At 61.5% G+C, this 13890-nt stretch carries 13 protein-coding genes; 9 read left to right on the top strand and 4 right to left on the bottom strand.

Annotated features, from left to right (window positions below; all coding sequences use genetic code 11):
* Positions 1–75: 75 nt before the first annotated feature.
* The gene (gene glmS / locus JQN66_RS11850; RefSeq protein ID WP_204675199.1) at positions 76–1947 is read right to left on the bottom strand and encodes a glutamine--fructose-6-phosphate transaminase (isomerizing); all 1872 of its coding nucleotides are present in this window, start codon (positions 1945–1947) and stop codon (positions 76–78) included.
* Positions 1948–2200: 253 nt separating this feature from the next.
* Here glmS and coaA point away from each other — a divergent pair, with 253 nt between their 5' ends.
* The 7 genes from coaA to tsaD all read left to right on the top strand — a co-directional run bounded on the left by coaA (position 2201) and on the right by tsaD (position 7734).
* Positions 2201–3076, top strand: coding sequence for a type I pantothenate kinase (coaA, locus tag JQN66_RS11845; RefSeq protein WP_239464000.1), 876 nt, complete (start codon positions 2201–2203; stop codon positions 3074–3076).
* A 95-nt stretch (positions 3077–3171) separates the two neighbouring features.
* Positions 3172–3564 (top strand): large conductance mechanosensitive channel protein MscL, encoded by a 393-nt coding sequence (gene mscL / locus JQN66_RS11840; RefSeq protein ID WP_188948894.1) that lies wholly within the window; start codon positions 3172–3174, stop codon positions 3562–3564.
* A gap of 201 nt (positions 3565–3765) precedes the next feature.
* Positions 3766–4920 carry an alanine racemase gene (gene alr / locus JQN66_RS11835; protein ID WP_204675197.1) on the top strand — a complete coding sequence of 385 codons (1155 nt, stop codon included), beginning with the start codon at positions 3766–3768 and terminating at the stop codon, positions 4918–4920.
* The gene (gene tsaE / locus JQN66_RS11830) at positions 4913–5491 is read left to right on the top strand and encodes a tRNA (adenosine(37)-N6)-threonylcarbamoyltransferase complex ATPase subunit type 1 TsaE (protein ID WP_188948892.1); all 579 of its coding nucleotides are present in this window, start codon (positions 4913–4915) and stop codon (positions 5489–5491) included. The genes alr and tsaE overlap by 8 nt, the downstream gene beginning before the upstream one ends.
* Complete coding sequence (gene tsaB / locus JQN66_RS11825; RefSeq protein ID WP_204675195.1) at positions 5484–6176, top strand: tRNA (adenosine(37)-N6)-threonylcarbamoyltransferase complex dimerization subunit type 1 TsaB; 693 nt, start codon at positions 5484–5486, stop codon at positions 6174–6176. Before tsaE ends, tsaB begins: the two co-directional genes overlap by 8 nt.
* Entirely contained in the window at positions 6173–6664 is a 492-nt protein-coding gene (rimI, locus tag JQN66_RS11820; protein WP_204675193.1) for a ribosomal protein S18-alanine N-acetyltransferase, read from the top strand. Before tsaB ends, rimI begins: the two co-directional genes overlap by 4 nt.
* Positions 6661–7734 (top strand): tRNA (adenosine(37)-N6)-threonylcarbamoyltransferase complex transferase subunit TsaD, encoded by a 1074-nt coding sequence (tsaD, locus tag JQN66_RS11815; RefSeq protein WP_204675191.1) that lies wholly within the window; start codon positions 6661–6663, stop codon positions 7732–7734. Before rimI ends, tsaD begins: the two co-directional genes overlap by 4 nt.
* Before the next feature lie 195 nt (positions 7735–7929).
* Here tsaD and JQN66_RS11810 read toward each other — a convergent pair whose 3' ends face one another.
* The 3 genes from JQN66_RS11810 to JQN66_RS11800 form a co-directional block, all read right to left on the bottom strand.
* Positions 7930–9078 (bottom strand): glutamate--cysteine ligase, encoded by a 1149-nt coding sequence (locus tag JQN66_RS11810; RefSeq protein WP_204675189.1) that lies wholly within the window; start codon positions 9076–9078, stop codon positions 7930–7932.
* 168 nt (positions 9079–9246) lie between these two features.
* On the bottom strand, positions 9247–10488 hold the full coding sequence (locus JQN66_RS11805; RefSeq protein ID WP_204675187.1) for a THUMP-like domain-containing protein: 1242 nt from the start codon (positions 10486–10488) through the stop codon (positions 9247–9249).
* A gap of 104 nt (positions 10489–10592) precedes the next feature.
* On the bottom strand, positions 10593–11123 hold the full coding sequence (locus JQN66_RS11800; RefSeq protein ID WP_188948886.1) for a hypothetical protein: 531 nt from the start codon (positions 11121–11123) through the stop codon (positions 10593–10595).
* 759 nt (positions 11124–11882) lie between these two features.
* On the opposite strand from JQN66_RS11800, the gene JQN66_RS11795 reads away from it, so the two are divergent.
* The gene (locus JQN66_RS11795; protein WP_204675185.1) at positions 11883–13331 is read left to right on the top strand and encodes an amino acid permease; all 1449 of its coding nucleotides are present in this window, start codon (positions 11883–11885) and stop codon (positions 13329–13331) included.
* A gap of 173 nt (positions 13332–13504) precedes the next feature.
* The gene (gene groES, locus JQN66_RS11790; RefSeq protein WP_013349608.1) at positions 13505–13801 is read left to right on the top strand and encodes a co-chaperone GroES; all 297 of its coding nucleotides are present in this window, start codon (positions 13505–13507) and stop codon (positions 13799–13801) included.
* Positions 13802–13890: the final 89 nt, after the last annotated feature.

Here is a 13890-nt window from a genome sequence, read left to right as displayed (position 1 = left end):
GCGGGGCAATAAAAAAACTGCGGGTGCCCTCCCATCATGAGGACACCCGCAGCTCGTGGCTAGGAAACCGGTGGATTACTCCACGGTCACCGACTTGGCCAGGTTGCGTGGCTGATCGACGTCGAAGCCCTTGGCAGTTGCCAGCTCGCAGGCGAAGATCTGCAGCGGCACGGTGGCCAGCAGCGGCATCAGCAGGGTCGGGGTCTCCGGCACGTAGAACACGAACTCGGAGAAGTCCTTCACTGCGTCGTCGCCGTCTTCCGCGATGACCAGGGTCTTGGCGCCGCGGGCGCGGACTTCCTGGATGTTGGAAACGACCTTGGCATGCAGCGAGTCGCGGCCGCGCGGGGATGGAACCACCACGAAGACCGGCTGGCCGTCGTCGATCAGGGCGATCGGGCCGTGCTTCAACTCGCCGGCGGCGAAGCCCTCGGCGTGGATGTAAGCGATCTCCTTGAGCTTCAGCGCGCCTTCCATGGCGACCGGGTAGCCGACGTGGCGGCCCAGGAAGAGCACGGAGGAAGCATCGGCCATGGAACGGGCAAGTTCCTTGATCTCCCCGCTGCGGTCCAGAATGTCCTGGATCTTGGCCGGGATCTTGCCCAGGTCTGCCAGAATGTCCTTGATCTGGCCGGAGAACAGGTTGCCGCGCAGCTGTGCCAGGTACAGGCCGAGCAGGTAGGTGGCGGTGATCTGCGCCAGGAACGCCTTGGTGGAAGCCACCGCGATCTCCGGACCTGCATGGGTGTACAGCACGGCATCGGATTCACGCGGGATGGTGGATCCGTTGGTGTTGCAGATGGACATGGTCTTGGCACCCTGCTCCTTGGCATAGCGCACCGCCATCAGGGTGTCCATGGTTTCGCCCGACTGGGAAATCGACACGATCAGGGTCTTCTTGTCCACGATCGGTTCGCGGTAGCGGAACTCGTGGGAGAGCTCCACCTCCACGGGGATGCGGCACCAGGACTCGATGGCGTACTTGGCGACCTGGCCGGCATAGGCGCTGGTACCGCAGGCCAGCACAACGATCTTGTTGATCTTGGTCAGGTCTTCGGCATCGATGCGCAGCTCATCCAGGGTCAGGCGGCCCTCGGCGTCCGAGCGGCCCAGCAGGGTGTCGGCCACGGCGGCTGGCTGGTCGAAGATTTCCTTCTCCATGAAGGACGGGAAGCCGCCCTTCTCGGCGCTGGCCGCATCCCAGTCGACGGTGAATTCCTTGCCTTCGGCAGGGTTGCCGTCGAAGTCGGTGATGGAATGGGCATCCGGGGTAATGGTCACGATCTGGTCCTGGCCCAGTTCCACGGCGCGACGGGTGAAGTCGATGAAGCCGGAAACGTCCGAACCCAGGAAGTTCTCGCCGTCGCCCAAGCCGAGCACCAGCGGGGAGTTGCGGCGTGCTGCCACGACTACGCCCGGGTGGTCCTGGTGGACTGCCAGCAGGGTGAAAGCGCCTTCGAGGCGCTGTACTGCCAGCTGCATGGCGCGGGTCAAATCGCCCTCGGCGCCGTTGGCATACACCTTGCCCAGCAAGGCGGCAGCAACTTCGGTGTCGGTCTCGGAAAGGAACTGGACGCCGTCGGCCAACAGCTCGGCCTTGATGCTGGCGAAGTTCTCGATGATGCCGTTGTGGATCATGGCCAGCTTGCCACCGTCGGCCAGGTGTGGGTGGGCGTTTCCGTCGCTCGGACCTCCGTGGGTTGCCCAGCGGGTATGGCCGATGCCGGTCATGGATGCCGGCAGTGGATCCTCGGCAATCTCGTTCTCCAGGTTGACCAGCTTGCCGGCCTTTTTCCTGGAATGAATAGCACCGTCAGCGACGACTGCTACACCGGCAGAGTCGTAGCCTCGGTATTCCAATCGGCGTAAGCCTTCAATCAGAACGTCAAGGGCGCCGTGGTCGGCGTTCGCGCTTGAGGTTCCTGCATATCCTACAATTCCGCACATGAAAAAAAGACTACCGGCTCATGGTCAAACGATGGAACTAATCGTGGCAGAGCACTCAAAAAAAGCTGTGCGATAGGTCACCTTGGCGCGCGGCAGCGGCGACGACCGTCCGAGTGTTAAATCAGAGTTATTTGGGTTGTGGCCCTAGTTGTTGGCAGAATTTGTCCTCGTGGAACCACACGACACACTCGAATCAACAGTTACGCCTTTCGTAGACCTCGAACGCGAAACCTGGGCACGGCTTTCCAACCAAATGGAACAGCCGCTGAATCAGGACGATATCGAGCGCCTGCGCGGCTTGGGCGACTCCCTGGACCTGCAGGAAGTGCGTGACGTGTACCTTCCACTCAGCCGCCTGCTGTCCCTGTATGTCGAGGGGGCGGGGGCGACCCATCGGGCGACCACGACCTTCCTGGGGGAGCAGACCCGGCGGACCCCGTTCGTGATCGGCGTGGCCGGTTCGGTGGCAGTGGGCAAGTCCACCACCGCACGTGTGCTGCGGGAAATGCTGCGCCGCTGGCCCGAAACCCCTGACGTCCAGCTGATCACCACCGACGGCTTCCTGTATTCCAATGCCGAACTGGAGCGCCGCGGCATCATGCAGCGCAAGGGCTTCCCTGAATCCTATGACCGCCGTGCGCTGCTGCGTTTCGTCTCCGCGGTGAAGTCGGGCGTGCCGGAAGTCAGCGCCCCGGTGTACTCGCACCTGACCTATGACATCATTCCCGGCCAGCGGCAGTACGTGCGCTCGCCGCAGGTGCTGATTGTCGAAGGCCTGAACGTACTCCAGCCGGCACGTACCCGCTCGGACGGAACTGTGGGGCTGGCGCTGAGCGACTTCTTCGACTTCAGTGTCTACGTGGATGCGAAGACCCAGTACATCGAGGAATGGTACATCCGCCGCTTCATGAACCTGCGCTCCGGTGCCTTCTCGGATCCGGCTTCCTATTTCCATCGCTATGCGAAGCTCACCGACGAGGAAGCGCGCACTACCGCCCATGACATCTGGTCGCGCATCAACGCCCCGAATCTCAAGGAAAACGTGCTGCCTACCCGTGGACGCGCCCAGCTGGTACTGCGCAAGGCGGCCGATCATTCGGTGCGCCGGATGTTGTTGCGAAAGATCTAATCAGCCGTTAACAGTACGTGTGATTTTATCGAACAAGTCGAATTCGAGTAGCCGATATCCTGTCGATCTGAGAAATGCCTGTGTATGATCGACCCATGCTTAAGGGTTTCCGCGATTTTATTATGAAGGGCAACGTCGTCGATCTGGCCGTTGCCGTGGTGATCGGTGCAGCTTTCGGCGCCGTAGTGACCGCGCTGGTGGACAACGTGCTGATGCCGTTGATTGCAGCGCTGGTCGGGTCCCCGAACTTCGATGGCTTCCTGCTCTTCACCATTGACGGGGTCGACATCAAGGTTGGCGTATTCATTACCGCTCTGGTCAACTTCCTGCTCATCGCCGCCGCCGTTTACTTCGTGCTGGTCATGCCAATGAACAAGGCAACTGAGGCCTTGAAGCGCCACCGAGGCATCGAAGAAGAAGAGCCGGAACCAGATCCGCAGCTGGCTCTGCTGGAACAGATCCGCGACGAGATCAAGTCTCTGCGTTAGCAACCTTCAGCGTCATCATCACTCGCTTTCAGGGGCGGACCGCCAGACCTCCGGGTCCAGGCGGCCCGCCCCACGAATTTAACACCACAGGGTGATGCAACTCGGGGCACGGGGGAAGTGACGGCATGAAAAGACGAAAAGTGGGAAGATGGAACGGTGAACTCTGAAGCACTTGAGCAAAGCAATGACACTGCCGCGATAATGCCCCCGACCTCCGCCCCGTGGGAACGCCGGGCAGTCATCGATCTCTCAGCGATCCGCAACAACGTCAAGCAGGTTGTCGACCTTGTCGCCCCGGCCGCGGTCATGGCCGTCGTCAAGGCGGACGGGTACGGGCACGGCGCCCTGCAGGTCGCCACCGCGGCGCTGGAAGCCGGCGCCGGCTGGGTCGGCTGCGCTCACGTCACCGAAGCACTCGCACTGCGCGAAGCCGGGCTCGATGCCCCGATGCTCGCCTGGCTGCATACCCAGGACACCCCGTTTGACGACGCCATCGAGGCCGGTATAGACCTCGGTGTCTCCGGCTGGGACCTCGACGCCATCGCGGCGGCCGCCCGGCGGCTGCAGGCCCCCGCCCGCATCCACCTGAAGGTGGACACCGGACTGGGCCGCAACGGCTCCACCATGGCAGACCTGCCAAGCCTGTTGCAGCGTGCCAGCGAGTACCAGGAAGCCGGACTGCTGCGCGTGGTCGGGGTCTTCTCCCACCTGGCCGTGGCCGATGAGCCCGAGCGCCCGGAAACCGACATGCAGCTGGCCGTCTTCGACGAAGCCATCGCCCTGGTGGAAGCCGCGGGCTTCGACCTGGAAGTGCGCCACATCGCCAACACCCCGGGCATCCTCTCCCGCCCGGACTCTCACCACGAACTGGTACGCCTGGGCCTGGGCCTCTACGGCCTGAGCCCCTTCGAGAACGAATCCCCGGACTCCTTCGGCCTGCGCCCGGCCATGAAACTGGTGACCCGTGTGGCCAACGTCAAGAAGGTCCCGCTGAACCAGGGTGTCTCCTACGGGTTGAGCTACCACACCGCTGCGGAGACCTACCTGGGCCTGATCCCGCTGGGCTACGCCGACGGCCTGCCGCGCATCGCCACCGGAGCCCCGGTGACCATCAACGGCAAGACCTACCCGGTGCGCGGCCGCATCGCCATGGACCAGTGCGTCATCGACCTGGGCCCGGACGTTGACCCGGCGGACTTCCTGGGTGCCGAGGCCATCATTTTCGGCGAGGGCGGCCAGAGCGTCAACACCTGGGCCTACGCCGCGAACACCATCAACTACGAGGTCGTCACCCGCATCTCCCCGCGCGTGCCGCGCTACTACGTCCAGGGCAGCTGGGGAGAAGCCGGTGAGTGAGACCGCCAAGGAATTCACCGTACAACTGACCGATCTCGCCGCCACCGAAGCGCTGGGCACCGCACTGGGTACCCAGCTGCGGGCCGGGGACCTGCTGATCCTCACCGGCGCCCTGGGTGCGGGGAAGACCACCCTGACCCAGTCGCTGGGTGTGGGACTGAAGGTCCGCGAGGGAATCATTTCCCCGACCTTCGTGCTCGCCCGCCAGCATCCCTCGCTGGTCGAGGGCCCCGGGCTGATCCACGTGGACGCCTACCGGCTCAAGGACCAGAACGACGTGGACACCCTGGACCTGGAATCCACGCTGGCCGAATCGGTCACCGTGGTCGAGTGGGGACTGGGCAAGGTCGAGCACCTGACCGACTCCCGCCTGGAACTGCAACTGGACCGCGAAGCGCTCACCGCCGCCGCGGAGAAGCCGGCCGTTAACCCCTGGGAAGAAGAAGCGGACCTGGACGAACCACGCCTGTTCACCCTCAAGGCCATCGGCCCGCGCTGGGACGAACCAGCCTTTGAACATCTGAAGAGCACGTTGCTTGATGCCGTGCACACCGGAGAGCTACATGCCTAACTACCTGTCCATCGACACCTCCGCCCACGCATCGGTCGCGCTGATCGATGCGGACACCGGAGCGGTCATCGCCGCCCGTACGTCGCCCAAGGGCAATGACCAGACCGAAACCCTGGCCGGTTACGTCCGCGACCTCATGGCCGACCACGGCCAGCAGGGCCCGGAGCTGGCAGGCGTCATCGTGGGCGTCGGCCCCGGCCCGTTCACCGGCCTGCGCGTGGGACTGGTCGCGGCACGCACCTTCGGCTTTGTCTGGCAGGTTCCGGTGCACGGCGTGATGTCGCTGCATGCGCTCGCCGAACGGGTGCTGGAGCTGGACGAGATTCCGGAAGAATTCATCGTGGCTTCGGACGCACGCCGCAAGGAAGTGTACTGGGCCACGTACAACCGCCAGGGAGCCTTGACGGATGGCCCGCACGTGGCCGCCGCCGCGACCCTGCCGGCACTGCCGGTGTACGGCGTGGGCGCCGGGATCTACGAGGACGCATTGCGCGAAGCCGGCGCCGCCCCGCAGCCCGAGTCCTTTGCATGGATCGCCGAGTCCGCGTACCTGGCCAAGCATGGCCTCAAGGACCTGGCCGCCGGCAAGGACCTGTCCAATACCGCCCCGCAGTATCTGCGCGAGTCTGATGCTCAGGTGCCGGCCTTTATGAAGCAGGCGCAGGCCAAGGAAGCCACGGCATGAGCGTCGAACTGCGCCCCATGACCAGCGCCGACATCTCCGAAGTGCACCAGCTGGAAACACGGCTGTTCCCCGAGGATGCCTGGCCGGTGGCCGCCTTCGAATCCGAGCTGGCCCAGCACGAAACCCGCAACTACTGGGTTTACGAAGACCAGGGCAAGGTCGTCGGCTACGCGGGCTTGTGCACCGTGCTGCCCATCAGCGATGTGCAGACCATCGCCATTGATCCGGCGTACCAAGGACAGGGATTGGGCCGGAAACTCATGAACCTGTTGATCGACACCGCACGGGAGTCCAAGGCTCTGGATGTCATGCTGGAAGTCCGCTTCGACAATCCGACTGCCATTGCACTGTATGAATCCCTGGGATTCACCACCATCCACCGACGCGCACGCTACTACAAGGGCGGCGTGGACGCACTGATCATGAGACTGCAGCTGGATGCACTGCAGGAAGAACGTACGCATGAAAAAGAGGAACCCACCGCATGAGCACGAAAGAACCGGTAGTACTGGGAATCGAATCCTCCTGCGATGAAACCGGTGTCGGCATCGTGCGCGGCACCCAGCTGCTGGCCAACGCCGTCTCCAGCTCCATGGACGAGCATGTTCGCTTCGGCGGCGTGATCCCGGAGATCGCCGCCCGTGCCCACCTGGAAGCCTTCGTGCCCACCCTGCAGCAAGCCCTGGATACCGCGAAACTGACGCTCGATGACATCGACGCCATTGCAGTGACCAGCGGACCGGGGCTGGCCGGTGCGCTGATGGTAGGTGTCTCTGCCGCCAAGGCACTGGCGCTGGCCACTGGCAAGCCGCTGTACGGCATCAATCACCTGGTCGCCCACGTGGGCGTCGGCGTGCTGGAAGGCACCGTGCTGCCCCCGACCTTCGGTGCGCTGCTGGTATCCGGCGGCCACACCGAGATCCTGAAAGTCACCTCGCTGACCAACGACGTCCAACTGCTAGGCTCGACCATTGACGACGCCGCCGGCGAAGCCTACGACAAGGTCGCCCGCCTGCTGGGTCTTGGCTACCCGGGTGGCCCCGCCATCGACAAGGCCGCCAAGGACGGGGACCGCAAGGCGTTCCGTTTCCCGCGCGGCCTGTCGCTGCCGAAATTCGTCGGCAGCGCAGCGAACCCCGGCAAGCACCGCAACAACTTCTCGTTCTCTGGCCTCAAGACCGCGGTGGCGCGCTGCGTCGAGCACTTCGAAGCCGCGGGGGAGCCGATCCCAGTGGCCGACATCGCCGCGTCCTTCCAGGAAGCTGTCGTCGACGTCATTACCTCCAAAGCTGTTCGTGCAATGGTCGAGAACAACCTGACCACCGTCCTGCTGGGCGGGGGAGTAGCCGCAAATACACGGCTGCGCGAACTGCTGGCTGCTCGGTGCGCTTCGGCTGGCATTGCTTTGGTTGTGCCGCCGTTCAGCCTGTGTACGGACAACGGCGGCATGGTTGCCGCTCTTGGTGCGCAATTGGTTGCTGATGGTGCAAAGCCATCAGGCCTGGAATTCGCGATCGACTCCTCACAGCCGGTGACACAGATTGTGCTGACGCATTAGGAATTCGCAGTTCAGGACTGCTGACGGGCAGATATTTCGGGGGCTGGATCCGATACGCTGAAGGTGCCGTGCATTGAATAATGCACGGCACCTTCAATTTTGGAGAATTGCCTTATTATTTGGCAGCAAGATTTTCATGCATCGGTGAGCGGGCCCAGCAGGTGCTGGAATCGTAGCTTCGCATCTAAGAATCTGTCAGTTAGTTTGTGTGATCATTCGGCTGACATTAGTCCTGACGATTTCGCGGAAATCGCCACCTGACGCGGCAAACACCTCTCGCTGTAGCTGATATTCAGCACCGCGTTCGATTAAACGGATGATGCCCTGCAACTCGTCCGCACAACCCAGCTGTTCAGCTATTGGCATCAATCTCTTCACTTCGATACGCAAATGATCGCTGACAAGCATTTCATCGCCCTGGGCGTTGAGAATAATGATGGCGTCCAGACCGTAACGTGCAGCGCGCCATTTATTTTCGACTCGGTACCAGTCAGGCATGACCGGGATTTTGTTTCCGGCTTCAAGGCTCAACGACATGTCGTGTACCAAGCATTGGGTTAGGGCAGTGATGGCGCTGATATCTTCCAGGGCGCTCATGCCGTCGCAGATCCGCATTTCTACGGTGCCGAGGCGCGCCACCGGACGAACATCCCAGCGGATCTCCGAGATATCGTCGATAACGCCCGTGTAGAGCATGTCTGCAACATAGGACTCATATTCGGACCAGGTATTGAAATGAAACGGGATTCCAGCAGTGGGGAGCTGCTGGAACATCAACGCGCGTTGCGATGCATAGCCGGTGTCTTCTCCGCCCCAGTATGGGCTGGAGGCGCTGAGAGCCTGGAAATGCGGCTGGTAGTTGACCAGGCCATCCGTGATTGGAAGTGCCTTCTCGCGGTCATCGAGACCTACATGTACGTGCACACCGTAGATCACCATTTGTCGTCCCCACCACTGTGTCCGGTCGATCAGGTTTGCGTAGCGTTCTTTGTCGGTCACAGGCTGGGATGTGGGCGCAGCGAATGGGTGCGAGCCGGCGCAGTACAGGTCCACGCCCATCGGAGTCGTGACTTCGCTGAGGGTACGGACGTTTTCGCGCAGTTCTGCAGCGGCCTCGGCGACGGTGTGGTGAACACCGGTGACGATCTCCACCGTGTTCAACAGAAGTTCCGGCTTGATAGTCGGGTGCTCTTCCTCATGCGGGATCCCGGCATCATCCTTGAGCTTGCACAGCACCTTCTCGGCGACGGAACACAGATCAGCAGTGTCGTGGTCAACGAGCGCAATTTCCCATTCGACACCGATGGTGGACTGGGCTGAGTCGGCAAATTCGATCTTCTGCACGGAACTCCTTCATTGCAAGGTCGATCCAGACAGGGCCTGAACCGGCATGTATAGAAACCGGTGTACCCCACACCCGATTGGAGGATAACCATAACCATTGTATTTGGTGCGTTGGGTTTGTCAGCTCACTGCATCAATGTCCGCAGATTGCATGTAACAAACACGTGGTTAGTGGGGCTGCACCTCGAATGCTACGCGCTTGTCGCCAATGCGAGCCAGGATGAGCGTTGCCTTGTTCTTGGCGCTCTTGGGCGAGCCCGCAAGCAGGATCCGTCGCAGCTCTTCAGGAGTCACGTCCACACCGCGCTTCTTGATATCCAGGGTGCCGATGCCGTTGGCCTTGACCCAGCTGCGCAGCTTCTTCACGTTGTAATCGTGGACTGCCACGACCTTGTATCCACGCGCGAAGGGAGTGGAGATCTGCTTCGCATGGGTGAAGTAGGCAATGTGCTCGTCAAGCAGGTGCCCGCCGGTGGACTCCAGCAACGTGGAAATCAGATGCGAGCGGATGACTGCGCCATCGGGTTCGTAGATATGCGCTTCAAGCTCACCCACTGGCGCCGGCACATCAGCCTGCGCCGCCACAGGACTTGTCAATTCGTGCGCGCCGTCCTTGTCGATCACCAGCGCGGCGCGGGCGATGCCTTCACGCTTGAGCCGACCGAACCAAAGGCATGCTTCGATGACCGAGCCGTGGTCTGAGATCCATACGGCCTCGGCGGTACCGGGAATGGCATCGTGCGGCAGGCCCGGGCCGAGCTTGACCCCGACATCCTTGCCATCGTCGACAAGCTTCTCGACGAAGGACAGGGGAGGGGAGAAAGCTTCGGGGTCAAAGAGGCGGCGGGTGCTTCCCGCCTGATCGGTGCGGCGGGCAGGGTCCAGCCAGACGCCGTCGATTCCGGTCAGGTCGGTTTCCTCGGCACTGCCGTGGACTACCTTGGCGTTCTCGAACGGCATCAGATTCAGCGTGGTGGCAGCTGCCGTGGTTTCATCTTTTTCCACGGCGGTGACTTGCAGGCCCGCGCTGGCCAAGGCGATTGAATCGGTGCCAATTCCGCAACCAAGATCGGCTACGTGGGTGCAGCCTGCCGAGGTGAACCGGCGCGCGTGAAGCCCGGCGATGGTCAGCCGCGTAGCCTGTTCCAAACCAGCCGGAGTGAAGATCAGCGAATCGGCGAAAGGGCCGAATTTCACCCTGGCCCGGTACCTCAGTTCTGCTTGGGCGATGACCGCGCGGATGACCTGTGCGTCGTGCCCGTCCTTGCGCAGCTTCTCATTCAGCGTCCACGCCGCGTCCTTGGTGGACACCATGGACGGGTCGATGGTCGAGAGAAGACTCCAGCCGTCGGCCGACAAGAGTGCGGCAAATTGTTCATTGAGTGTTGAGTCATTGGAAGCCTGAGCCATGCTCCAAGACTATCTGGGTTTGGTGGTCAGTATCGTTCCGGACTGCTGCCAGGCGGAGTGGGGCGAGAGGCTCGCTGGTACAAGGTGATCCCATGAGGTAGCGACTACCCTTCAGACTTGTCGCACATGCTGCCTTTCGGTGTCTTGTCACCTACAGGAAATACCTGTGCACTCAGTCCCGCGGATACCGTCTCGCTACCTGTCCACCTTGGACTGTCATATTCCAGATTTACGGACTCGATCACTCCTGATTTGAGAGGATCTATCAATGCCACTGTGAGTTGGATAGTGGCGTTTTCGCCCGCGGGCACTTCATGGTTATCCGAAATCTGGGCATCCGAAGGCAGCAAGACACCGCGAAAGCCGTCCTTGCCATCCTCAATAACTCCGAAGCCCTCAATTCGAACGTTGTCGGAATGCTGGAGTGTCACGGCACGTATGAGTGCAGGGTCTGAGCCGTCCGCTTGGACATGTACCTGCGCAATGGCCAGTCGCCCTTGCTCGTCCGATGGTGCACAGACCATCGATGACGCCTCGGTTTGGGTTTTCAGTTGCACACCCGTGGGCGCGCACGCCGTCAGAACCAGGCATGCCCCTGCCATGAGGCCTGCAGCCATTTGTCGGTGACTGAACATTTCACTTTCCTCGTCTAACGCGGATGCTCGACAAGAAATCTACTGGTCAGCATCGTTGCGGAGAATCTTACGTGACCGCTTGCCAAGCGCTCTAACCGTGAACAGCCGAATGAGTCCTGTGGTGGCAGCTATTGCATCGCATCGTCGATATCCAATCTGAACCTGCGCTCGACGTTGTGCACCGTGAGGGGCACCACGTGGCTGTGGCAGGACTTCCAGATTCGAAGGACTAGTAATAGGTTGTGCCTGCTCGGTGGGTTGCTTAATGTCATATTTGCGTCATATTCGAACTTTCCGAGATTTCTTTGAGCGTTCTTGGTGAGGCCGTCAGTCGAGCGCGGGCAACGATTCATTGGGCTAACTCAATCGATCAGGCAATTTTGGAAATCCCGTGAGGCTTAGGTTTCCTGATTCAACGCGACCTGAGGAGTGATAAAGACTAATCCTTCTCTGCGCTTAGAAATCATTCCACGGAATATCCGCCTTTGAGGTTTAGTGTGCTGGAGCCACGCTCCCATTTGGGTGGGCAGGCGTTCGTTGGGAACCCCGGCCACGAGTTTTACTGTCAGTAAATTGGTGAGTGTTCCACATCGCATCCGAGGGGTTTCGTAGTGTTGTATGTCACCTGTGATGAAACTCAGGCAGACAACTACACGCCAGCCGACGGCGCAACGAGGCCCCGTCCCTGCTGCGGAATCAACGCCAAGCGATGCAACGGTACACAAGCTCAAGCGACAGCTCAGCAGCCGGCATCTGCAGATGATCGCCATTGGCGGTTCCATCGGCACTGGGTTGTTCGTGGCCTCCGGCGGCACTATCGCCCAAGCGGGACCGGGTGGAGCGCTCGTTGCCTATGCTGCAGTGGGACTCATGGTGTACCTGCTCATGCAGTCGCTGGGGGAGATGACCGCAAAGATCCCGGTGGCCGGTTCCTTCCAGACCTATGCCACTCGTTTTGTCTCGCCCTCCTTCGGGTTCGCCATCGGCTGGAACTACTGGTTCAACTGGGCCATCACCGTGGCGGCCGAGTTGGTGGCCGCCGGTATCGTCATGAGCTTTTGGCTCCCTGATGTTCCTGGCTGGGTCTGGGCCGGCGGTTTCCTCTTCGTGCTGACTGGACTGAACGCCCTGTCCGCCAAGGCTTTCGGTGAAGGCGAGTTCTGGCTCGCGCTGATCAAGGTCGTCACTGTCATCGCTTTTCTCGTGGCTGGCGTCTTGATGATCTTCGGCATCCTGGGCGACCACACCGATCCGCTGGCCAACTGGCGGGAAGGCCAGGATGTCTTCCAGGGGGGATGGATCTCGATCATGGCCGTCTTCATGATCGCCGGGTTCTCCTTCCAAGGCACCGAACTGGTCGGAGTCGCCGCTGGAGAAGCCAAGGATCCGCGCCGTGAAATCCCCAAAGCCATCCGCAACGTCTTCTGGCGCATCATGCTTTTCTACATTGGCGCCATCTTCATCATCGGCTGCCTGATCCCGTTCGCGGACCCCAGCCTGCTTTCCAGCGGCGAAGCCGACGTGGCGTCCTCGCCGTTCACCATGGTCTTCGAGCGCGCCGGCATCGCCTTCGCCGCGGCCGCGATGAACGCCGTCATCCTCACCGCAATCCTCTCCGCTGGCAATTCCGGCCTCTACGCCTCGACCCGCATGCTTTATGCCATGGCCCATGACGGCAAGGCTCCGAAGATCTTCGGCCGCACCAACTCCCGCGGCGTGCCCATGGCTGCATTGTTCGCCACCGCAGGCGTGGGGCTCTTCGGATTCCTTACCGCGCTGGTCGGTCAGGGCGCAGCCTATGCCTGGCTGCTCAACGTCTCGGGCCTGTGCGGATTCATTGTCTGGGTGGGCATCGCGGTATCCCATTACCGTTTCCGCCGCGGCTATCTGGCGCAGGGGTACGCCGTGTCGGACCTGCCGTACCGTGCCCCGTTCTTCCCGCTGGGTCCGTTGCTTGCCTTCGTCATGCTGATTGCGGTCATTGCGGGGCAGAACTATGAAGCAGTGCTCGCCGGCCGCGGGCTTGAAGTGCTCTCCGCCTACATCGGCTTGCCGCTCTTCCTGGGGCTTTGGCTCATCCACAGGCTCGTGACCAAATCACGGGTCGTCCCATTGATGGAGATGGATCTGTCCGCTCCGGAAGACATCGAGGAATCAGCCAAGGTGCGCTCTGCGCGAACCGGGGCAGGGAACTCGGCGATTCGTTAGCACTCGCCTTGACCGAGTGCTAATAATCGTCCTAAAGTCATGTGTGGGTGGCATGCCAGCGGCACGCCACACCGCCTGACTGGATACCACCAACTGGCACCGCGACGACGGTTGGTCCAATGCCAGTAGGGCGCACCCCTACACCATTGGTTCATACACGAAAAGGAGAGACCATGTCTGTCTCCATCAAGCCGCTCGAAGACCGCATTGTCATCAAGCAGGTCGAAGCCGTCACCACCACCGCTTCGGGCCTGGTAATTCCGGACTCCGCCAAGGAAAAGCCGCAGGAAGGCACCGTTGTCGCAGTAGGCCCAGGCCGCATCGACGACAACGGCAACCGCATCCCGCTGGACGTAGCCGAAGGCGACGTAGTCCTGTACTCGAAGTACGGCGGAACCGAGGTCAAGGTCGGCAACGAGGAGTACCTGGTGCTCTCGGCTCGCGACGTTCTGGCAGTCGTCGTAAAGTAACGCCAACCTCGCGGCATTCGCTAGCTTTCCACCGCCCACGGCGCTCGCCGGACGCGGGGGAGAGGTCTGTGGATGCAGCCGAACTTTCA

Origin of the sequence: Glutamicibacter protophormiae, assembly GCF_016894325.1 — a bacterium.
Taxonomy (GTDB): domain Bacteria; phylum Actinomycetota; class Actinomycetes; order Actinomycetales; family Micrococcaceae; genus Glutamicibacter; species Glutamicibacter protophormiae.
This window is presented reverse-complemented; position numbering and strand designations above follow the sequence as displayed.

Coding starts and splice junctions, on each gene's coding strand:
- glmS (WP_204675199.1), bottom strand. CDS start 1,947: ATGTGCGGAATTGTAGGATATGCAGGAACCTCAAGCGCGAACGCCGAC.
- coaA (WP_239464000.1), top strand. CDS start 2,201: ATGGAACAGCCGCTGAATCAGGACGATATCGAGCGCCTGCGCGGCTTG.
- mscL (WP_188948894.1), top strand. CDS start 3,172: ATGCTTAAGGGTTTCCGCGATTTTATTATGAAGGGCAACGTCGTCGAT.
- alr (WP_204675197.1), top strand. CDS start 3,766: ATGCCCCCGACCTCCGCCCCGTGGGAACGCCGGGCAGTCATCGATCTC.
- tsaB (WP_204675195.1), top strand. CDS start 5,484: ATGCCTAACTACCTGTCCATCGACACCTCCGCCCACGCATCGGTCGCG.
- rimI (WP_204675193.1), top strand. CDS start 6,173: ATGAGCGTCGAACTGCGCCCCATGACCAGCGCCGACATCTCCGAAGTG.
- tsaD (WP_204675191.1), top strand. CDS start 6,661: ATGAGCACGAAAGAACCGGTAGTACTGGGAATCGAATCCTCCTGCGAT.
- JQN66_RS11805 (WP_204675187.1), bottom strand. CDS start 10,488: ATGGCTCAGGCTTCCAATGACTCAACACTCAATGAACAATTTGCCGCA.
- JQN66_RS11800 (WP_188948886.1), bottom strand. CDS start 11,123: ATGTTCAGTCACCGACAAATGGCTGCAGGCCTCATGGCAGGGGCATGC.
- JQN66_RS11795 (WP_204675185.1), top strand. CDS start 11,883: ATGATCGCCATTGGCGGTTCCATCGGCACTGGGTTGTTCGTGGCCTCC.
- groES (WP_013349608.1), top strand. CDS start 13,505: ATGTCTGTCTCCATCAAGCCGCTCGAAGACCGCATTGTCATCAAGCAG.